We start from the raw sequence: 19,872 nt of genomic DNA on the forward strand, positions 1-19,872 counted from the left end.
GGTAGGGTTACTGAATGGCTAAGCAATCAATGAAAGCACGCGAAGTAAAGCGCGTAGCTTTAGCTGATAAATTCTTCGCTAAACGCGCTGAACTGAAAGCGATCATTTCTGATGTGAACGCTTCCGACGAAGATCGTTGGAATGCGGTTCTCAAGCTGCAGTCTCTGCCGCGTGATTCCAGCCCGTCTCGTCAGCGTAACCGCTGTCGTCAAACAGGTCGTCCACATGGTTATGTGGGCAAGTTTGGGTTGAGCCGTATCAAACTGCGTGAAGCCGCTATGCGCGGTGAAGTGCCAGGCTTGAAAAAGGCTAGCTGGTAATTACCAATTGAATCACGGGAGTAAAGACAGATGAGCATGCAAGATCCGATCGCGGATATGCTGACCCGTATCCGTAACGGTCAGGCCGCGAACAAAGTTGCGGTCACCATGCCTTCCGCCAAGCTGAAAGTGGCAATTGCCAACGTGCTGAAGGAAGAAGGTTTTATCGAAGATTTTAAAGTTGAAGGCGACACCAAGCCGGAACTGGAACTTACTCTCAAGTATTTCCAGGGTAAAGCTGTTGTAGAAAGCATTCAGCGTGTCAGCCGCCCAGGCCTGCGCATCTATAAGAAAAAAGATGAGCTGCCAAAAGTTATGGCTGGTCTTGGTATCGCAGTTGTTTCTACCTCTAAAGGTGTTATGACTGATCGTGCAGCGCGCCAGGCTGGTCTTGGTGGCGAAATTATCTGCTACGTAGCCTAATCGGAGGAAAGAATGTCTCGTGTTGCTAAAGCACCGGTCGTTATTCCTGCCGGCGTTGATGTAAAAATCGACGGTCAGGTTATTACGATCAAAGGTAAAAACGGCGAGCTGACTCGTACCCTCAACAAAGCTGTTGAAGTTAAACATGCAGATAACGCTCTGACCTTCGGTCCACGTGATGGTTTCGTGGATGGATGGGCTCAGGCTGGTACCGCGCGTGCCCTGCTGAACTCAATGGTTGTTGGTGTTACCGAAGGCTTCACTAAAAAGCTTCAGCTGGTTGGTGTAGGTTATCGTGCAGCTATCAAAGGGAATGCAGTAGGCCTGTCTCTGGGCTTCTCACACCCTGTTGAGCATCCGCTGCCGGCCGGTATCACTGCAGAATGCCCGACTCAAACTGAAATCGTGCTGAAAGGCGCTGATAAACAGCTGATCGGTCAGGTTGCAGCAGATCTGCGTGCCTACCGTCGTCCTGAGCCTTACAAAGGCAAGGGTGTTCGTTACGCCGACGAAGTCGTGCGTACCAAAGAGGCTAAGAAGAAGTAAGGTAACACTATGGATAAGAAATCTGCTCGTATCCGTCGTGCGACCCGCGCACGCCGCAAGCTCAAAGAGCTGGGTGCAACTCGCCTGGTGGTACATCGTACCCCGCGTCATATTTACGCACAGGTAATTGCACCGAACGGTTCTGAAGTTCTGGTAGCTGCTTCTACTGTAGAAAAAGCTATCTCAGAACAATTGAAGTACACCGGTAACAAAGACGCCGCTGCAGCTGTAGGTAAAGCTGTTGCTGAACGCGCTCTGGAAAAAGGCATCAGCAATGTTTCCTTTGACCGTTCCGGGTTCCAATATCATGGTCGTGTCCAGGCACTGGCAGATGCTGCCCGTGAAGCTGGCCTTCAGTTCTAAGGTAGAGGTGTAAGATGGCTCACATCGAAAAACAGGCTGGCGAACTGCAGGAAAAGCTGATCGCGGTAAACCGCGTATCTAAAACCGTTAAAGGTGGTCGTATTTTCTCCTTCACAGCTCTGACTGTAGTAGGCGATGGTAACGGTCGCGTTGGTTTTGGTTACGGTAAAGCGCGTGAAGTTCCAGCAGCGATCCAGAAAGCGATGGAAAAAGCCCGTCGCAACATGATTAACGTCGCGCTGAACAACGGCACCCTGCAGCACCCAGTTAAAGGTGTTCACACGGGTTCTCGTGTATTCATGCAGCCAGCTTCAGAAGGTACCGGTATCATCGCCGGTGGTGCAATGCGCGCCGTTCTGGAAGTTGCTGGGGTTCATAACGTTCTGGCTAAAGCATATGGTTCCACCAACCCGATCAACGTGGTTCGTGCAACTATTGATGGCCTGGAAAATATGAATTCTCCAGAAATGGTCGCTGCCAAGCGTGGTAAATCCGTTGAAGAAATTCTGGGGTAATTGACCATGGCAAAGACTATTAAAATCACTCAAACCCGCAGTGCAATCGGTCGTCTGCCGAAACACAAGGCAACGCTGCTTGGCCTGGGTCTGCGTCGTATTGGTCATACCGTTGAGCGCGAGGATACTCCTGCTGTTCGTGGTATGGTCAACGCGGTTTACTTCATGGTTAAAGTTGAGGAGTAAGAGATGCGTTTAAATACTCTGTCTCCGGCCGAAGGCTCTAAAAAGGCGGGTAAACGCCTGGGTCGTGGTATCGGTTCTGGCCTCGGCAAAACCGGTGGTCGTGGTCACAAAGGTCAGAACTCTCGTTCTGGCGGTGGCGTACGTCGCGGTTTCGAGGGTGGCCAGATGCCACTGTACCGTCGTCTGCCGAAGTTCGGCTTCACCTCTCGTAAAGCAGCGATCACAGCGGAAATCCGTCTGTCTGACCTGGCGAAAGTTGAAGGCGGCGTTGTAGACCTGAACACGCTGAAAGCAGCAAACATTATCGGTATCCAGATCGAGTTCGCGAAAGTGATCCTGGCTGGTGAAGTTTCTACTCCGGTAACTGTTCGTGGCCTGCGTGTTACTAAAGGTGCTCGTGCTGCTATCGAAGCTGCTGGCGGTAAAATTGAGGAATAAGTAGCAGATGGCTAAGCAACCGGGATTAGATTTTCAAAGTGCCAAAGGTGGATTTGGCGAGCTGAAACGCAGACTGCTGTTTGTTATCGGCGCGCTGATTGTGTTCCGTATTGGCTCTTTTATTCCGATCCCTGGTATCGATGCCGCTGTACTTGCCAAACTGCTTGAGCAACAGCGAGGCACCATCATTGAAATGTTCAACATGTTCTCTGGTGGTGCTCTCAGCCGTGCTTCTATCTTCGCATTGGGTATTATGCCGTACATTTCGGCATCTATTATTATCCAGCTGCTGACGGTCGTTCATCCGGCCCTGGCAGAGTTGAAGAAAGAAGGGGAGTCTGGACGTCGTAAGATTAGTCAGTACACCCGTTACGGTACTCTGGTGCTGGCAATATTCCAGTCGATCGGTATTGCTACCGGTCTTCCGAATATGCCTGGTATGCAGGGCCTGGTGTTAAACCCGGGCTTTGCATTCTACTTCACCGCTGTTGTAAGTCTGGTCACAGGGACAATGTTCCTGATGTGGCTCGGCGAACAGATTACTGAGCGCGGTATCGGTAACGGTATCTCAATCATTATCTTCGCCGGTATTGTTGCGGGCCTCCCGCCAGCCATCGCCCACACTATCGAGCAAGCGCGTCAAGGCGACCTGCACTTCCTCCTGTTGCTGTTGGTTGCAGTATTAGTATTTGCAGTGACGTTCTTTGTTGTCTTCGTTGAACGTGGTCAACGCCGCATTGTGGTGAACTACGCTAAACGTCAGCAAGGTCGTCGTGTCTATGCTGCACAGAGCACACATTTACCGCTGAAAGTGAACATGGCGGGGGTTATCCCGGCTATCTTCGCTTCCAGTATTATTCTGTTCCCGGCGACCATCGCGTCATGGTTCGGGGGCGGTACTGGTTGGAACTGGCTGACAACAATTTCGCTGTATTTGCAGCCTGGGCAACCACTTTATGTGTTACTCTATGCGTCTGCGATCATCTTCTTCTGTTTCTTCTACACGGCGTTGGTCTTCAACCCGCGTGAAACAGCAGATAACCTGAAGAAGTCCGGTGCATTTGTACCAGGAATTCGTCCGGGAGAGCAAACGGCGAAGTATATCGATAAAGTAATGACCCGCCTGACTTTGGTTGGTGCGCTCTATATTACTTTTATCTGCCTGATCCCGGAGTTCATGCGTGATGCAATGAAAGTACCGTTCTACTTCGGTGGGACCTCACTGCTTATCGTTGTTGTCGTGATTATGGACTTTATGGCTCAAGTGCAAACTCTGATGATGTCCAGTCAGTATGAGTCTGCATTGAAGAAGGCGAACCTGAAAGGCTACGGCCGCTAATTGGTCGCCTGAGAAGTTACGGAGAGTAAAAATGAAAGTTCGTGCTTCCGTCAAGAAATTATGCCGTAACTGCAAAATCGTTAAGCGTGATGGTGTCATCCGTGTGATTTGCAGTGCCGAGCCGAAGCATAAACAGCGCCAAGGCTGATTATTTCGCATATTTTTCTTGCAAAGTTGGGTTGAGCTGGCTAGATTAGCCAGCCAATCTTTTGTATGTCTGTACGTTTCCATTTGAGTATCCTGAAAACGGGCTTTTCAGCATGGTGCGTACATATTAAATAGTAGGAGTGCATAGTGGCCCGTATAGCAGGCATTAACATTCCTGATCAGAAACATGCTGTGATCGCATTAACTTCGATCTACGGCGTCGGCAAGACCCGTTCTAAAGCCATTCTGGCTGCAGCGGGTATCGCTGAAGATGTTAAGATCAGTGAGCTGTCTGAAGAACAAATCGACACGCTGCGTGACGAAGTTGCCAAATTTGTCGTTGAAGGTGATCTGCGCCGTGAAATCAGCATGAGCATCAAGCGCCTGATGGATCTTGGTTGCTATCGCGGTTTGCGTCATCGTCGTGGTCTGCCAGTGCGCGGTCAGCGTACTAAGACCAACGCACGTACCCGTAAGGGTCCGCGCAAACCGATCAAGAAATAATCGGGGTGATTGAATAATGGCAAAGGCACCAGTTCGTGCACGTAAACGTGTAAGAAAACAAGTCTCTGACGGCGTGGCTCATATCCATGCTTCTTTCAACAACACCATCGTTACTATTACTGATCGTCAGGGTAACGCATTGGGTTGGGCAACAGCCGGTGGTTCCGGTTTCCGTGGTTCTCGCAAATCCACTCCGTTCGCAGCTCAGGTTGCAGCAGAGCGTTGCGCTGAAGCCGTAAAAGAATACGGCATCAAGAATCTGGAAGTTATGGTTAAAGGTCCGGGTCCGGGTCGTGAATCTACTGTTCGCGCTCTGAACGCCGCTGGTTTCCGCATCACGAATATTACTGATGTGACTCCGATCCCTCATAACGGTTGTCGTCCGCCGAAAAAACGTCGCGTATAACGCTCCGTTTTTTAGGTTAGTTGGAGATAGAAAATGGCAAGATATTTGGGTCCTAAGCTCAAGCTGAGCCGTCGTGAGGGCACCGACTTATTCCTTAAGTCTGGCGTTCGCGCGATCGATACCAAGTGTAAAATTGAACAAGCTCCTGGCCAGCACGGTGCGCGTAAACCGCGTCTGTCTGACTATGGTGTGCAGTTGCGTGAAAAGCAAAAAGTTCGCCGTATGTACGGTGTGCTGGAGCGTCAGTTCCGTAACTACTATAAAGAAGCAGCACGTCTGAAAGGCAACACAGGTGAAAACCTGCTCGCTCTGCTGGAAGGTCGTCTGGACAACGTTGTATACCGTATGGGCTTCGGCGCTACTCGTGCTGAATCACGTCAGCTGGTTAGCCACAAAGCAATCATGGTAAACGGTCGTGTTGTTAACATCGCTTCTTATCAGGTTAAAGCGAATGACGTTGTTAGCATTCGTGAGAAAGCGAAAAAGCAATCTCGCGTGAAGGCCGCTCTGGAGCTGGCTGAGCAGCGTGAAAAGCCAACCTGGCTGGAAGTTGATGCTGGCAAGATGGAAGGTACGTTCAAGCGTCAGCCAGAACGTTCTGATCTGTCTGCGGACATTAACGAACACCTGATCGTCGAGCTTTACTCCAAGTAAAGCTTAGTACCAAAGAGAGGACACAATGCAGGGTTCTGTGACAGAGTTTCTAAAACCGCGCCTGGTAGATATCGAGCAAGTGAGTTCGACGCACGCCAAGGTGACCCTTGAGCCTTTAGAGCGTGGCTTTGGCCATACTCTGGGTAACGCACTGCGCCGTATTCTGCTCTCATCGATGCCGGGTTGCGCGGTGACCGAGGTTGAGATTGATGGTGTACTTCATGAGTACAGCACCAAAGAAGGCGTTCAGGAAGATATCCTTGAAATCCTGCTCAACCTGAAAGGGCTGGCGGTGAGAGTTCAGGGTAAAGATGAAGTTATTCTTACTCTGAATAAATCTGGCATTGGCCCTGTGACTGCAGCCGACATCACCCACGACGGTGATGTTGAAATCGTCAAGCCGCAGCACGTGATCTGCCACCTGACCGATGAGAACGCAGCTATTAGCATGCGTATCAAAGTTCAGCGCGGTCGTGGTTATGTGCCGGCTTCTGCCCGAATTCATTCGGAAGAAGATGAGCGCCCAATCGGCCGTCTGCTGGTCGACGCATGCTACAGCCCTGTAGAGCGTATTGCCTACAATGTTGAAGCAGCGCGTGTAGAACAGCGTACCGACCTGGACAAGCTGGTCATCGAAATGGAAACCAACGGCACAATCGATCCTGAAGAGGCGATTCGTCGTGCGGCAACCATCCTGGCAGAACAACTGGAAGCTTTCGTTGACTTACGTGATGTACGTCAGCCAGAAGTGAAAGAAGAGAAACCAGAATTCGATCCGATCCTGCTGCGCCCTGTTGACGATCTCGAATTGACTGTCCGCTCTGCTAACTGCCTCAAGGCAGAAGCTATCCACTATATCGGTGATCTGGTACAGCGTACCGAGGTTGAGTTGCTGAAAACGCCGAACCTGGGTAAAAAATCTCTTACCGAGATTAAAGACGTGCTGGCTTCACGTGGTCTGTCTCTGGGCATGCGCCTGGAAAACTGGCCACCGGCAAGCATTGCTGACGAGTAACCGGATCACAGGTTAAGGTTTTACTGAGAAGGATAAGGTCATGCGCCATCGTAAGAGTGGTCGTCAACTGAACCGCAACAGCAGCCATCGCCAGGCTATGTTCCGCAACATGGCAGGTTCACTGGTTCGTCATGAGATCATCAAGACGACCCTGCCTAAAGCGAAAGAGCTGCGTCGCGTAGTTGAGCCGCTGATTACTCTTGCCAAGACTGACAGCGTTGCTAATCGTCGTCTGGCATTCGCCCGTACTCGTGATAACGAGATCGTGGCAAAACTGTTTAACGAACTGGGCCCGCGTTTCGCGAGCCGTGCCGGTGGTTACACTCGCATTCTGAAGTGTGGTTTCCGTGCAGGCGACAACGCGCCGATGGCTTACATCGAGCTGGTTGATCGTTCAGAGAAAGCAGAAGCTGCTGCAGAGTAATCTGCAGTAACGTAAAAAAACCCGCTTCGGCGGGTTTTTTTATATCCGCAATATCCCCACTTCTCTACAATGTCTGTATCAATTCTGTTCATCCCCTGGAGCGGGTAATGTGGTTGCTTGACCAGTGGGCAGAACGCCATATTCGCGATGCCCAAAAAAAAGGTGAATTCGACGATCTTCCGGGACGCGGCGAGCCCCTAGTGCTTGACGATGACTCTCATATTGCGCCTGAATTACGGGCGGGATACCGTTTACTCAAAAATGCAGGTTGCCTCCCTCCGGAACTCGAACAGCGCAGAGAGGCTGTCGAACTGGCCGATCTGCTGAAAGGGATCCGTCAGGACGATCCGCGACATTCTGAACTGAGCCGCCGCCTGGCCCTGCTTGAACTTAAGCTCCGCCAGGCAGGAATGAACACTGACTTTCTGCACGGCGAATACGGTGAAAGCGTGTTGCGAAAAATAAACGAGGAGTAGTTATGTACCGTATCGGTGAACTTGCGAAGCTCGCTAATGTCACGCCGGATACCATCCGATATTACGAAAAGCAGCAGATGATCGACCATGAAGTTCGTACTGAAGGCGGCTTTCGACTTTATACCGATAACGACCTGCAGCGCCTGCGGTTTATTCGTTATGCGCGCCAGCTCGGTTTCACGTTAGACTCGATCCGCGAGCTGTTATCGATCCGCATCGATCCGGCACAACACACCTGCCAGGAGTCTAAAAGCATTGTGCAGGCACGGCTGGATGAAGTGGAAGCACGCATTCAGGAACTGCAGACCATGCAGCGTTCTCTGCAAAGGCTGAATGATGCCTGCTGCGGTACGGCCCACAGCAGTATTTATTGTTCCATACTGGAAGCCCTTGAACAGGGTGCCAGTGGAGAAACCGAGGACTGTTGATTTTTAGTCCATCCGGATCTAGACTCCCGTCGTCATAAACCATGCTCAGGAGAATTTATGAGCCGCTATCAGCACACGAAAGGACAGATAAAAGACAATGCCATTGAGGCACTACTTCACGACCCGCTATTCAGACAGCGTGTTGAGAAGAATAAAAAAGGGAAAGGGAGTTATCTGCGTAAAGACAAGCATGCAAAACGGGGTAACTGGGAGGCCAGTGGCAAACAAGCGAATCGCTTATTTACCACTGGCCTTCCTGCTTTACGCTTTCGATTAAACGCGGTTGTTCTGCTCTTTTAACAGATCGCGAATCTCACTCAGCAGCACTTCTTCTTTTGTAGGTGCAGGCGCCGCTGCCGGCTCTTCTTTTTTACGGTTCAGCTTGTTGATCAGCTTGATAGCCATAAAAATGGCAAATGCCACAATCACGAAATCAAATACGTTCTGAATAAATACGCCGTAGTGCATAACGACTGCCGGAACATCACCTTGTGCTTCACGCAGCGTGAAAGCGAATTGTTTGAAATCAATGCCCCCGATCAGCAACCCTAAAGGTGGCATGATAATGTCGGCCACTAATGATGAAACAATCTTGCCGAATGCCGCACCAATAATGACACCCACTGCTAAATCCACCACGTTTCCGCGCATCGCAAATTCGCGAAATTCTTTAATAAAACTCATTTTGTTCTCCTTGTGCCAGCTGACGACTATAAGTTTAACAAATGATTAGCTAATTGCCATTCGGGATAATTAAACGTTATGAAAAATAAAAGGCACAAAAATGAAAAGGATAAAGGGCGGGTGCACTTTTTCAGGCACCCGACACATTAAAGGAAGAATGGGCTTGGCTGGAATAAACGTTCGACGTCGGTAATAAACTTTTTATCGGTAAGGAACATAATAACGTGATCGCCTTGCTCAATACGTAAATTATCATTGGCAATCATGACATCATTTCCGCGCACGACGGCACCGATAATCGTTCCCGGTGGCAGCTTAATTTCGTCTATCGAACGGCCCACGACGCGTGACGTGGTTTCATCTCCGTGCGCCACGGCTTCAATGGCTTCCGCGACACCGCGGCGGAGCGATGACACCCCGACAATATCCGCTTTACGCACATGGCTCAGGAGCGCGGAAATGGTCGCCTGCTGAGGTGAAATGGCAATATCAATGACGCTGCCCTGAACCAGATCAACGTATGCCCGACGCTGGATAAGCACCATTACCTTTTTGGCCCCCATGCGTTTGGCGAGCATGGCGGACATTATATTCGCTTCATCGTCGTTGGTGACGGCAATAAAGAGATCAACTTGATCAATATGCTCTTCAGCCAGTAATTCCTGATCGGACGCATCGCCATAAAATACGATCGTATTTTGCAGTTTTTCCGCCAGTTCAGCAGCACGCTGCTGATCGCGCTCGATCAACTTCACGCTGTAATCTTTTTCCAGCCGGTGTGCCAGACCTGCACCGATATTGCCGCCACCGACCAGCATAATGCGTTTATAGGGTTTTTCGAGACGCTGAAGTTCACTCATTACCGCACGAATATGCTGTGAAGCTGCAATAAAGAAGACTTCATCTCCGGCTTCGACAATCGTGGAGCCCTGCGGGCGGATTGGCCTGTCGTGACGGAAAATGGCTGCGACGCGCGTATCAATATGCGGCATGTGCTCGCGCATGGTGGAAAGCGCATTGCCGATCAATGGCCCGCCGTAATAGGCCTTAACGACGGCCAGGCTCACTTTACCTTCGGCAAAATTCACCACCTGCAGGGCGCCCGGATATTCGATCAGACGGTAGATATTATCGATAACCAGCTGTTCTGGGGCAATGAGATGATCAATAGGGACCGCTTCTGAGTTAAACAGTTTCTCAGCATCGCGGACATAGTCCGGAGAGCGGATGCGCGCGATTCGGTTTGGCGTGTTGAAAAGCGAGTAGGCCACCTGACAGGCCACCATATTGGTTTCGTCAGAACTGGTTACCGCAACCAGCATGTCGGCATCGTCAGCGCCCGCCTCACGAAGAACGCGCGGGTGCGAACCATGGCCCTGCACAACGCGCAGGTCAAATTTGTCCTGCAAAACACGCAGGCGATCGCCGTTGGTATCCACAATGGTGATGTCGTTGTTTTCGCCAACCAGGTTTTCCGCCAGCGTTCCGCCAACCTGTCCTGCGCCCAGAATGATAATCTTCATATCTCGTGACCTGTTCTCAACATCACTCTTTGATTAGCTTAGCGTAAAAGAAGCCATCACCCTCTTCTGCACCCGGCAGATTCTGCTGACCCGGGCGTTCAGGTGTTCCCGTATCGCGCAGCGCCGCGTCCGGGGTACGTTTAAGGAAAGCCGCGATTTGCTGACTGTTTTCTTCAGGAAGTACCGAGCAGGTTGCATACACCAGCGTGCCGCCGGGCTTGAGATGCGGCCAGATGGCGTCGAGGATGTCGGATTGCAGCTGGGCAAGTTCGTTAATGTCACGATCGCGACGCAGCCACTTGATATCTGGATGACGACGAATCACGCCGGTTGCAGAGCAGGGGGCATCCAGCAAAATGCGATCGAATTGTGTTTCACCACACCATTCTGCGGGTTTGCGTCCATCGCCTTGCTTAACCTGCGCCTTCATGCCCAGGCGCTTGAGGTTGTCATAGACGCGTGAAAGACGCTGCTCATCAACGTCCACTGCCATCACGCTGGCCTGCGGAGCCACTTCAAGAATATGCGTCGTTTTGCCCCCTGGCGCGGCGCAGAGATCGAGGATCTGCTCACCGTTTTGGGGTTCAAGCCAGGTCATGCAACCCTGAGCAGAAGCATCCTGTACCGTTACCCAACCCTCTTCAAAGCCGGGTAATGCATGTACCGGTGCAGGCGATGCTAAGCGCACGGCATCAGGGTATGCGTCATGGGGGAAACCGCTCATTCCAGCTTCTTCGAGTAATGCCAGCCATGCGTCACGGGTGTGGTGATTACGATTCACACGTAACCACATTGGTGGACGCTGGTTGTTGGCATCGGCAATGTCCTGCCACTGCTGCGGATAAGCTTTTTTCAGGCGCTTCAACAGCCAGTCCGGATGCAGGAAGCTCGCTTCGTTTTGAGCAAATTCAGCCAGAAGCTCATCCTGCTGTCGCTGGAACTGACGCAATACGCCGTTGATCAGCCCTTTTAGCTGAGGACGTTTAATCGCAACGGCACCTTCCACCGTCTCTGCCAGCGCGGCGTGAGGTGGGATGCGGGTATGAAGAAGCTGATAAAAACCCACCATAATCAAATAATGTACGGTGCGCTGCTTGCCCGTCATTGGGCGGGACATGAGCTTATTAATCAGCCACTCAAGCTGAGAGAGTGTGCGCAGGACGCCAAAGCAGAGCTCCTGAAGCAGGGCTTTATCTTTATCAGAAACTTTTTGCTGCAGGGGAGGCAGGACGTTGCTCAATGACTGGCCCTGCTCGATAACCTGCTCGACGGCCTGAGCCGCCATACTGCGTAGATTTTGTTTTTTCATAACCGTAAAAATAAAAATGCCCGGAAACACCGGGCCTTAAGAATAAATTTGCTCAGGCAAGGCGATTGCCCGGGATAAACCATTCACGACGGGAATTTAACAGATCCTGAGCGCTCATGGCTTTCTTACCGGCCGGTTGGAGCGATTCAAGATTCAAAATTCCTTGCGCAGTCGCCACCTGGATGCCGTTCTTGCTGGCATCGATAATCGTACCGGGTTCCGCCGTCGTCGCACCGCTAATGACGGAGGCTTTCCAGACTTTCACTGGCTGCTCATCAATTTCCAGCCAGCTCATTGGCCACGGATTAAAAGCGCGAATGCAGCGTTCAAGTTGAGCGGCTGACAGGGACCAGTCGATCCGCGCTTCTTCTTTGCTCAGCTTTTCGGCGTAGGTTACCAGTGCGTCATCCTGAACTTCCGGTATTGCCGTATTGTCAGCAAGCTGCTGAAGCGTTTCGATAAGACCTTGTGGGCCAAGGTCTGCCAGTTTGTCATACAGCGTGGCGCTGGTATCGTCTGGCGTAATGGGGCAGGCCAGTTTATACAGCATGTCGCCGGTGTCTAAACCTACGTCCATCTTCATGATGGTCACGCCCGTTTCGGCATCACCCGCCCACAGCGCGCGCTGGATAGGAGCTGCACCACGCCAGCGTGGGAGCAGAGACCCATGCACGTTGATGCAACCCAGGCGCGGCATATCAAGCACGGCTTTTGGCAGAATTAAACCGTAAGCCACCACCACCATTACGTCGGCATTCAGGTCAGCAACCAGCTGCTGATTTTCCTGCGGGCGCAGCGATGCGGGCTGAAAAACGGGAAGCCCATGCTCTTCTGCCAGCACCTTGACCGGGCTCGGCATCAGTTTTTTGCCGCGACCAGCAGGACGGTCCGGCTGGGTAAAGACGCCAACAACCTGGTGACCAGACGATAACAGCGCGTCAAGATGACGCGCTGCAAAATCAGGGGTTCCCGCGAAGATAATACGTAGTGTTTTAGACACGATGATCCTTGTATCCGGGGGGACGTTATGCGCGAGAACGCAAACGATCCAGTTTCTCTACTTTCTGACGAATACGCTGCTGTTTCAGCGGCGAGAGATAATCGATAAACAGTTTACCGACCAGGTGATCCATCTCATGCTGAATACAAATTGCCAGCAGGTCGTCTGCCTCCAGTTCGAACGGATTACCGTCACGATCCAGGGCGCGAATTTTCACTTTTTCGGCACGCGGCACTAACGCACGCTGTTCAGGAATAGACAGACAGCCTTCCTCAATACCGGTTTCGCCACTCTTTTCGAGCAGCTCAGGGTTGATCAGCACCAGGCGGCCATCGCGATTTTCCGAAACATCAATCACGATAATACGCTTGTGAATGTCCACCTGCGTCGCCGCCAGGCCAATGCCTTCTTCGGCGTACATGGTATCGAACATATCATCAACGATACGCTGGATTTCTGCATTCACTTCTTTGACCGGTTCAGCGACGATGCGAAGGCGCTCGTCCGGAATATGTAACACTTGCAAAACTGCCATAAATTTCCAGAGTCGTGTTCAGGAGTTGATAAGAATACTCCCTCTATTCTAGACAAATCCCCCATCGATTGACAGCATCAGTGACCAATCGCAATGATTGCGGAGACCGCTTATGGCAGGGGAAAGGATGACATCTACCGAGATTTGGCTACGGCTCATGCACACAGGTTCTCTGTGTGGTGATGTCATGGTGGAAGCGGCAACACGACTGCAGAGGCAGGAAGGCATCGATACGCTTGTCTTAAGAAATGCTGGACTGACAGCAAAGCAGGCTGAACGGTTCGTTGCGTTCGATGAGAGTGAGCTGGAACGTAGCCTGATATGGCTTGAGCAGCCGGGACATCATTTATTAACGGCCAACCATCACCTTTATCCCCCTCTACTCCGCACGATCCCTGACTATCCCGGGGCGTTATTCATAAAAGGTAACCCTGAGACGCTTAATACCGTTCAGCTAGCGGTGGTAGGCAGTCGTGCGCCGTCATGGTACGGCGAGCGATGGGGAAAAATCCTGTGCGAACAACTTTCACAAAGTGGTTTCACGATCACCAGCGGGCTGGCCTGTGGTATTGATGGCGTTGCCCACAGCGCGGCGCTGTCAGTAAAAGGACGAAGTGTTGCGGTGCTGGGGAACGGTCTTTTTAGCATTTACCCACGCCGGCATCAGGCATTGGCGATACGGCTTATTGAGTCTGACGGCGCGATAGTGTCTGAGTTTCCGCTTTCCGCGCAGCCCCGACCGGCAAATTTTCCGCGTCGTAATCGCATCATCAGCGGCCTTAGCAAAGGCGTGCTGGTGGTTGAAGCCGCGCGGCGAAGCGGTTCGCTGGTCACGGCACGGTGCGCGCTCGAACAGGGGCGAGAAGTCTTCGCCTTGCCAGGGCCGATAGGTAATCCCGGATGCGAGGGACCGCACTGGCTGATTAAGCAGGGGGCAACACCGGTAACGGAGGTCGGAGACATTCTTGAAAATTTGCAATATGGGCTGCAATGGCTGCAGGAAGATCCCGAAAAGCGACAATATTCATCAGATCAGGGAAAGGTGGCATTGCCATTTCCCAAGCTCCTGGCTAACGTAGGAGATGAGGTAACACCTGTTGACGTTGTCGCTGAACGTGCCGGCCAACCTGTGCCAGTAACGGTAGCACAGCTACTCGAACTGGAGTTAGCAGGGTGGATCGCAGCTGTACCCGGCGGCTATGTCCGATTAAGGAGGGCATGCCATGTTCGACGTACTGATGTATTTGTTTGAGACTTACATCCATAACGAAGCAGAAATGCGAGTGGATCAGGACAAGTTGACACAGGATCTTACCGATGCGGGATTTGAGCGGGAAGATATCTACAATGCGTTGATGTGGCTGGAAAAACTGGCTGATTATCAGGAAGGCCTTGCCGAACCGATGCAGCTTGCTTCTGACCCATTGTCTGTACGCATTTATACCGCTGAAGAGTGTGAACGGCTGGACGCCAGTTGCCGGGGATTCATTTTATTCCTTGAGCAGATTCAGGTGCTAAACCTCGAAACGAGAGAAATGGTGATAGAGCGCGTTATGGCGCTGGATACGGCAGAATTTGAACTGGAAGATCTCAAGTGGGTGATCCTGATGGTTCTGTTTAATATCCCGGGCTGTGAAAATGCCTATCAGCAAATGGAAGAATTACTCTTTGAAGTGAATGAAGGTATGCTGCACTAATTCAATGTGCAGCACCAAGAGTTGTTATGGCCAAATCAGCACTGTTCACGGTGCACAAAAACGAGCCCTGCCCGCAGTGCGGGGCTGAACTTGTTATTCGGTCCGGGAAACACGGCCCGTTTCTCGGTTGTTCTCACTATCCGGAATGCGATTATGTTCGTCCTCTGAAAAGCCAGGCGGATGGACATATCGTTAAAATTCTGGAGGGTCAGCTGTGTCCTCTCTGCGGTGGCGAACTCGCGCTACGTCAGGGGCGTTTCGGCATGTTTATTGGATGTAGCCGCTACCCGGAATGTGAGCATACGGAACAAATTGATAAGCCTGATGAAACGGCAATCGCGTGCCCTCAGTGTCAGCGAGGCCAACTGGTACAGCGCCGCTCCCGTTATGGTAAGACTTTCCATTCGTGCGATCGCTACCCTGACTGCCAGTTCGTTATCAATTTTAAGCCGGTAGCGGGAATCTGCCCTCATTGCAATTATCCGCTACTGATAGAGAAGAAAACCGCGCAAGGCATGAAACGCTTCTGCGCCAGTAAACAATGTGGAAAGCCGGTTACGGCGGATCAAAATAGTGAATAATAACCTGCCATCAGGCTCCATTGCGCATGCAGTGGACGTACTGAAAAATGAAGAAGTCATCGCCTATCCAACTGAAGCTGTTTTTGGGGTCGGTTGCGATCCTGACAGCGAAACGGCTGTGAGCCGTCTGCTTACTCTGAAACAAAGACCCGTCGAGAAAGGGCTGATTTTGATCGCTGCGAATTACGAGCAGCTTAAACCCTATATTGATGACTCTATGCTGACACCGGCACAGCGCGAGACAATCTTCTCCGCATGGCCTGGACCAGTAACCTTCGTCTTCCCGGCTCAGCCTACAACGCCGCGCTGGTTAACCGGACGCTTTGATTCCCTTGCCGTTCGGGTCACTGACCATCCGCTGGTGGTGGAGCTGTGCCTGGCATTTGGTAAACCACTGGTCTCAACCAGCGCCAACCTGACCGGGCAGCCGCCTTGTCGGACAACTGAAGAAGTGCTGGCGCAGTTCGGGAATGACTTCCCTGTTGCTGTCGGTGAAACAGGAGGGCGCCTGAATCCGTCTGAGATTCGCGACGCTTTGACCGGCGAACGTTTTCGCCAGGGGTAATCTCATGGAAACCTATGCTGTTTTTGGTAATCCGATTGCACACAGCAAGTCACCGTGGATTCATCAGCAATTCGCGGAGCAGTTGCAGATAGATCATCCCTATGGGCGCGTACTGGCGCCAGTGGATGCCTTTATCCCTACGCTTGAGGCCTTTTTAGCCGCGGGGGGCAAAGGCGCGAATGTGACGGTCCCGTTTAAAGAAGAAGCCTTCGAACGTGCGGATGAGCTGACCGAACGCGCTTCACTTGCGGGTGCAGTCAATACCCTAAAACGGCTTGAGGATGGACGCCTTCTGGGGGACAACACCGACGGGATTGGTTTACTCAGCGATCTGGAAAGACTCTCCTTTATCAAGCCCGGATTCCGGGTCCTGCTGATTGGTGCGGGCGGCGCATCGCGGGGAGTACTGTTGCCTCTGCTTTCACTGGACTGTGCGGTGACCATCACCAACAGAACCTTTTCCCGTGCAGAAGCGCTGGCGGCGTTGTTTGCCCATACCGGCAGCGTGAGCGCGGTAGCGCCTGACGATCTTGCCGATCGTGAGTTCGATCTTGTCATTAATGCCACGTCCAGCGGCATCAACGGTGAGATCCCGGCAATCCCCACTTCTCTGGTCAGCGCGCATATGTACTTCTATGACATGTTTTATCAGAAAGGGAAAACGCCTTTCCTGAACTGGTGTGAACAACACGGCGCGAAACAGTTAGCCGATGGAATGGGAATGCTGGTGGGTCAGGCTGCGCATGCGGTGCTGCTCTGGCACGGAGTGTTGCCTGCGATCGAACCGGTCATTGAAAAGCTAAAGCAGGAGCTTTCGGCGTGAATCAGGCTATTCATTTCCCGGACAGAGAGAGCTGGGATGAGCATAAACAAGCGGTCTGTTTTCCGGTGCTGGTGCAGGGCATGCAACTTACTTGTGCCATCTATGGAGAAACGCTGTTGCATCGTTTTGGCGGCACAGACCCGCTAGCCGTATTTTGCGAAAATCGCTGGGATCTGGAAGAGGAAGCCAGCGATTTAATCCGCGAACAGCAGGAAGACGATCAGGGCTGGGTTTGGTTATCCTGATTCAAATAGTCATTCTTCCATTTTACGTAGTTGTTCGCCGAGTATTTTAATCCTTCGATCTCTGCCTCCTTAAGGGGGCGGATCTGTTTTACCGGACTTCCCAGATAGAGATAACCGCTCTCCAGCCGTTTGTTCTGTGGGACCAGGCTACCGGCACCAATCATTACGTCGTCTTCTACTATGACGCCATCCAGTAAAATCGACCCCATGCCAACAAGGACGCGATTTCCGATCGTGCAGCCGTGGAGCATCACTTTATGGCCGACGGTAACATCCTCTCCAATGATGAGGGGATTACCTTCGGGGTTATAGGAGGATTTGTGCGTGACATGCAGAACGCTACCGTCCTGAATGTTGGTACGTGCACCAATCGACACATAGTTAACATCTCCCCTGATGGCGACGAGCGGCCAGATGCTGACATCATCGGCCATTCGCACATCACCAACGACCACGCTGCTGGCATCGATCATCACGCGATCGCCTTTTTGGGGGAACAGATCTTTATAAGGGCGTAATACTGCTGGCATATCTACCTCTAAGAATGAGCGCTATACAGAAGACTTTGATCGTATTAATGGATCGAGGCAAGGCAAAATACGTCAATATTTAAGCAGATCGGGCGGGATTTCAGCGAAAAGCGCGGAAAATCAGCAGTCGGAAAAAAAGATCTAAAAAATACTTGTGCTAAAAATTGGGATCCCTATAATGCGCCTCCATCGACACGGCGGATGTGAATCACTTCACACAACAAGCGGTTCGGTTGAAGAGAAAAAATCCTGAAATAACGGGTTGACTCTGAAAGAGGAAAGCGTAATATACGCCACCTCGCAACGGTGAGCGAAAGCCGCGTTGCACTGCTCTTTAACAATTTATCAGACAATCTGTGTGGGCACTCAAAGTGACATGGATTCTTAATGTCTTCGGACAATAAATGAATACCAAGTCTCTGAGTGAACATGCGTAATTCATTACGAAGTTTAATTCACGAGCATCAAACTTAAATTGAAGAGTTTGATCATGGCTCAGATTGAACGCTGGCGGCAGGCCTAACACATGCAAGTCGAGCGGCAGCGGAAAGTAGCTTGCTACTTTGCCGGCGAGCGGCGGACGGGTGAGTAATGTCTGGGAAACTGCCTGATGGAGGGGGATAACTACTGGAAACGGTAGCTAATACCGCATAACGTCGCAAGACCAAAGAGGGGGACCTTCGGGCCTCTTGCCATCAGATGTGCCCAGATGGGATTAGCTAGTAGGTGGGGTAATGGCTCACCTAGGCGACGATCCCTAGCTGGTCTGAGAGGATGACCAGCCACACTGGAACTGAGACACGGTCCAGACTCCTACGGGAGGCAGCAGTGGGGAATATTGCACAATGGGCGCAAGCCTGATGCAGCCATGCCGCGTGTATGAAGAAGGCCTTCGGGTTGTAAAGTACTTTCAGCGGGGAGGAAGGTGTTGTGGTTAATAACCACAGCAATTGACGTTACCCGCAGAAGAAGCACCGGCTAACTCCGTGCCAGCAGCCGCGGTAATACGGAGGGTGCAAGCGTTAATCGGAATTACTGGGCGTAAAGCGCACGCAGGCGGTCTGTCAAGTCGGATGTGAAATCCCCGGGCTCAACCTGGGAACTGCATTCGAAACTGGCAGGCTAGAGTCTTGTAGAGGGGGGTAGAATTCCAGGTGTAGCGGTGAAATGCGTAGAGATCTGGAGGAATACCGGTGGCGAAGGCGGCCCCCTGGACAAAGACTGACGCTCAGGTGCGAAAGCGTGGGGAGCAAACAGGATTAGATACCCTGGTAGTCCACGCCGTAAACGATGTCGACTTGGAGGTTGTGCCCTTGAGGCGTGGCTTCCGGAGCTAACGCGTTAAGTCGACCGCCTGGGGAGTACGGCCGCAAGGTTAAAACTCAAATGAATTGACGGGGGCCCGCACAAGCGGTGGAGCATGTGGTTTAATTCGATGCAACGCGAAGAACCTTACCTACTCTTGACATCCAGAGAACTTAGCAGAGATGCTTTGGTGCCTTCGGGAACTCTGAGACAGGTGCTGCATGGCTGTCGTCAGCTCGTGTTGTGAAATGTTGGGTTAAGTCCCGCAACGAGCGCAACCCTTATCCTTTGTTGCCAGCGGTTAGGCCGGGAACTCAAAGGAGACTGCCAGTGATAAACTGGAGGAAGGTGGGGATGACGTCAAGTCATCATGGCCCTTACGAGTAGGGCTACACACGTGCTACAATGGCGCATACAAAGAGAAGCGACCTCGCGAGAGCAAGCGGACCTCATAAAGTGCGTCGTAGTCCGGATTGGAGTCTGCAACTCGACTCCATGAAGTCGGAATCGCTAGTAATCGTAGATCAGAATGCTACGGTGAATACGTTCCCGGGCCTTGTACACACCGCCCGTCACACCATGGGAGTGGGTTGCAAAAGAAGTAGGTAGCTTAACCTTCGGGAGGGCGCTTACCACTTTGTGATTCATGACTGGGGTGAAGTCGTAACAAGGTAACCGTAGGGGAACCTGCGGTTGGATCACCTCCTTACCTTAAAGAACCTGCCTTTGCAGTGCTCACACAGATTGTCTGATGAAAAGTAAATAGCAAGGCGTCTTGCGATTGAGACTTCAGTGTCCCCTTCGTCTAGAGGCCCAGGACACCGCCCTTTCACGGCGGTAACAGGGGTTCGAATCCCCTAGGGGACGCCACTTGCTGGTTCGTGAGTGAAA

Annotated in this window: 29 protein-coding genes, 1 tRNA gene and 1 rRNA gene; 25 read left to right on the forward strand and 6 right to left on the reverse strand. The window is 51.8% G+C overall.

Features of this window, described 5'->3' with window-relative positions:
- Positions 1–14 precede the first annotated feature (14 nt).
- The 17 genes from rpsN to CWR52_RS14520 all read left to right on the forward strand — a co-directional run bounded on the left by rpsN (position 15) and on the right by CWR52_RS14520 (position 8,484).
- A complete protein-coding gene (gene rpsN / locus CWR52_RS14440) occupies positions 15–320 on the forward strand; it encodes a 30S ribosomal protein S14 (protein WP_003863291.1) in 306 nt (101 codons plus the stop codon).
- 30 nt (positions 321–350) lie between these two features.
- Positions 351–743 carry a 30S ribosomal protein S8 gene (gene rpsH / locus CWR52_RS14445; protein WP_006178918.1) on the forward strand — a complete coding sequence of 131 codons (393 nt, stop codon included), beginning with the start codon at positions 351–353 and terminating at the stop codon, positions 741–743.
- A gap of 12 nt (positions 744–755) precedes the next feature.
- Positions 756–1,289, forward strand: a complete 534-nt coding sequence (gene rplF / locus CWR52_RS14450) for a 50S ribosomal protein L6 (protein WP_003863296.1) — start codon at positions 756–758, stop codon at positions 1,287–1,289.
- Between the two features lie 9 nt (positions 1,290–1,298).
- The gene (gene rplR, locus CWR52_RS14455; RefSeq protein WP_003863297.1) at positions 1,299–1,652 is read left to right on the forward strand and encodes a 50S ribosomal protein L18; all 354 of its coding nucleotides are present in this window, start codon (positions 1,299–1,301) and stop codon (positions 1,650–1,652) included.
- A 14-nt stretch (positions 1,653–1,666) separates the two neighbouring features.
- Complete coding sequence (rpsE, locus tag CWR52_RS14460) at positions 1,667–2,167, forward strand: 30S ribosomal protein S5 (RefSeq protein WP_003863299.1); 501 nt, start codon at positions 1,667–1,669, stop codon at positions 2,165–2,167.
- A 6-nt stretch (positions 2,168–2,173) separates the two neighbouring features.
- Positions 2,174–2,353 carry a 50S ribosomal protein L30 gene (rpmD, locus tag CWR52_RS14465; RefSeq protein ID WP_003863301.1) on the forward strand — a complete coding sequence of 60 codons (180 nt, stop codon included), beginning with the start codon at positions 2,174–2,176 and terminating at the stop codon, positions 2,351–2,353.
- A gap of 3 nt (positions 2,354–2,356) precedes the next feature.
- Positions 2,357–2,791 (forward strand): 50S ribosomal protein L15, encoded by a 435-nt coding sequence (rplO, locus tag CWR52_RS14470; RefSeq protein ID WP_003863304.1) that lies wholly within the window; start codon positions 2,357–2,359, stop codon positions 2,789–2,791.
- A 7-nt stretch (positions 2,792–2,798) separates the two neighbouring features.
- On the forward strand, positions 2,799–4,130 hold the full coding sequence (gene secY, locus CWR52_RS14475; protein ID WP_003863305.1) for a preprotein translocase subunit SecY: 1,332 nt from the start codon (positions 2,799–2,801) through the stop codon (positions 4,128–4,130).
- 31 nt (positions 4,131–4,161) lie between these two features.
- Positions 4,162–4,278: a 50S ribosomal protein L36 gene (rpmJ, locus tag CWR52_RS14480; protein WP_000868187.1), complete on the forward strand. Its 117-nt coding sequence runs from the start codon at positions 4,162–4,164 to the stop codon at positions 4,276–4,278.
- 146 nt (positions 4,279–4,424) lie between these two features.
- Complete coding sequence (gene rpsM, locus CWR52_RS14485; RefSeq protein WP_003863308.1) at positions 4,425–4,781, forward strand: 30S ribosomal protein S13; 357 nt, start codon at positions 4,425–4,427, stop codon at positions 4,779–4,781.
- Between the two features lie 16 nt (positions 4,782–4,797).
- A complete protein-coding gene (gene rpsK, locus CWR52_RS14490; protein ID WP_003863312.1) occupies positions 4,798–5,187 on the forward strand; it encodes a 30S ribosomal protein S11 in 390 nt (129 codons plus the stop codon).
- A gap of 33 nt (positions 5,188–5,220) precedes the next feature.
- The gene (gene rpsD / locus CWR52_RS14495) at positions 5,221–5,841 is read left to right on the forward strand and encodes a 30S ribosomal protein S4 (RefSeq protein ID WP_004868345.1); all 621 of its coding nucleotides are present in this window, start codon (positions 5,221–5,223) and stop codon (positions 5,839–5,841) included.
- A gap of 25 nt (positions 5,842–5,866) precedes the next feature.
- Entirely contained in the window at positions 5,867–6,856 is a 990-nt protein-coding gene (locus tag CWR52_RS14500) for a DNA-directed RNA polymerase subunit alpha (RefSeq protein WP_002919219.1), read from the forward strand.
- Between the two features lie 40 nt (positions 6,857–6,896).
- On the forward strand, positions 6,897–7,280 hold the full coding sequence (gene rplQ, locus CWR52_RS14505) for a 50S ribosomal protein L17 (RefSeq protein WP_001216368.1): 384 nt from the start codon (positions 6,897–6,899) through the stop codon (positions 7,278–7,280).
- Positions 7,281–7,387: 107 nt separating this feature from the next.
- On the forward strand, positions 7,388–7,756 hold the full coding sequence (locus CWR52_RS14510) for a DUF1992 domain-containing protein (protein WP_104949981.1): 369 nt from the start codon (positions 7,388–7,390) through the stop codon (positions 7,754–7,756).
- A 2-nt stretch (positions 7,757–7,758) separates the two neighbouring features.
- Positions 7,759–8,184: a Zn(2+)-responsive transcriptional regulator gene (zntR, locus tag CWR52_RS14515; RefSeq protein ID WP_104949982.1), complete on the forward strand. Its 426-nt coding sequence runs from the start codon at positions 7,759–7,761 to the stop codon at positions 8,182–8,184.
- A gap of 57 nt (positions 8,185–8,241) precedes the next feature.
- Positions 8,242–8,484, forward strand: coding sequence for an alternative ribosome-rescue factor A (locus CWR52_RS14520; RefSeq protein ID WP_104949983.1), 243 nt, complete (start codon positions 8,242–8,244; stop codon positions 8,482–8,484).
- Here the strand turns inward: CWR52_RS14520 and mscL are convergent.
- From mscL to def, 5 genes are all read right to left on the reverse strand, one after another.
- A complete protein-coding gene (gene mscL / locus CWR52_RS14525) occupies positions 8,458–8,868 on the reverse strand; it encodes a large-conductance mechanosensitive channel protein MscL (protein WP_025759210.1) in 411 nt (136 codons plus the stop codon). The two genes, CWR52_RS14520 and mscL, sit on opposite strands and share 27 nt — an antisense overlap.
- A 146-nt stretch (positions 8,869–9,014) precedes the next feature.
- Positions 9,015–10,391, reverse strand: coding sequence for a Trk system potassium transporter TrkA (gene trkA / locus CWR52_RS14530; RefSeq protein ID WP_025759209.1), 1,377 nt, complete (start codon positions 10,389–10,391; stop codon positions 9,015–9,017).
- Positions 10,392–10,413: 22 nt separating this feature from the next.
- On the reverse strand, positions 10,414–11,700 hold the full coding sequence (gene rsmB / locus CWR52_RS14535; protein WP_104950925.1) for a 16S rRNA (cytosine(967)-C(5))-methyltransferase RsmB: 1,287 nt from the start codon (positions 11,698–11,700) through the stop codon (positions 10,414–10,416).
- 52 nt (positions 11,701–11,752) lie between these two features.
- Positions 11,753–12,700: a methionyl-tRNA formyltransferase gene (fmt, locus tag CWR52_RS14540; RefSeq protein WP_104949984.1), complete on the reverse strand. Its 948-nt coding sequence runs from the start codon at positions 12,698–12,700 to the stop codon at positions 11,753–11,755.
- 25 nt (positions 12,701–12,725) lie between these two features.
- Entirely contained in the window at positions 12,726–13,235 is a 510-nt protein-coding gene (gene def, locus CWR52_RS14545) for a peptide deformylase (protein WP_008503479.1), read from the reverse strand.
- A 127-nt stretch (positions 13,236–13,362) separates the two neighbouring features.
- Between def and dprA the strand changes: the two genes are divergently transcribed.
- From dprA to CWR52_RS14575, 6 genes are read left to right on the forward strand one after another with little or no spacing between them, the layout of a single operon-like run.
- Entirely contained in the window at positions 13,363–14,487 is a 1,125-nt protein-coding gene (gene dprA, locus CWR52_RS14550; RefSeq protein WP_167467783.1) for a DNA-protecting protein DprA, read from the forward strand.
- Positions 14,459–14,932 (forward strand): DUF494 family protein Smg, encoded by a 474-nt coding sequence (smg, locus tag CWR52_RS14555; protein WP_008503477.1) that lies wholly within the window; start codon positions 14,459–14,461, stop codon positions 14,930–14,932. Before dprA ends, smg begins: the two co-directional genes overlap by 29 nt.
- Before the next feature lie 26 nt (positions 14,933–14,958).
- Positions 14,959–15,513, forward strand: a complete 555-nt coding sequence (locus CWR52_RS14560; protein ID WP_032667390.1) for a DNA topoisomerase family protein — start codon at positions 14,959–14,961, stop codon at positions 15,511–15,513.
- On the forward strand, positions 15,506–16,078 hold the full coding sequence (tsaC, locus tag CWR52_RS14565; RefSeq protein ID WP_008503475.1) for an L-threonylcarbamoyladenylate synthase type 1 TsaC: 573 nt from the start codon (positions 15,506–15,508) through the stop codon (positions 16,076–16,078). Before CWR52_RS14560 ends, tsaC begins: the two co-directional genes overlap by 8 nt.
- Before the next feature lie 4 nt (positions 16,079–16,082).
- Positions 16,083–16,901 (forward strand): shikimate dehydrogenase, encoded by an 819-nt coding sequence (gene aroE, locus CWR52_RS14570; protein WP_104949986.1) that lies wholly within the window; start codon positions 16,083–16,085, stop codon positions 16,899–16,901.
- Positions 16,898–17,146, forward strand: a complete 249-nt coding sequence (locus CWR52_RS14575; protein ID WP_104949987.1) for a DUF1488 domain-containing protein — start codon at positions 16,898–16,900, stop codon at positions 17,144–17,146. The genes aroE and CWR52_RS14575 overlap by 4 nt, the downstream gene beginning before the upstream one ends.
- Here the strand turns inward: CWR52_RS14575 and CWR52_RS14580 are convergent.
- Entirely contained in the window at positions 17,122–17,676 is a 555-nt protein-coding gene (locus CWR52_RS14580; RefSeq protein WP_104949988.1) for a gamma carbonic anhydrase family protein, read from the reverse strand. The genes CWR52_RS14575 and CWR52_RS14580 overlap by 25 nt on opposite strands.
- 472 nt (positions 17,677–18,148) lie before the next feature.
- Here CWR52_RS14580 and CWR52_RS14585 point away from each other — a divergent pair.
- Both CWR52_RS14585 and CWR52_RS14590 read left to right on the forward strand, forming a co-directional pair.
- A 16S ribosomal RNA gene (locus CWR52_RS14585) occupies positions 18,149–19,690 on the forward strand.
- A gap of 85 nt (positions 19,691–19,775) precedes the next feature.
- Positions 19,776–19,851, forward strand: a tRNA-Glu gene (locus CWR52_RS14590).
- Positions 19,852–19,872: the final 21 nt, after the last annotated feature.

Origin of the sequence: Enterobacter sp. SGAir0187, from assembly GCF_002952735.2 — a bacterium.
GTDB lineage: Bacteria > Pseudomonadota > Gammaproteobacteria > Enterobacterales > Enterobacteriaceae > Enterobacter > Enterobacter quasiroggenkampii.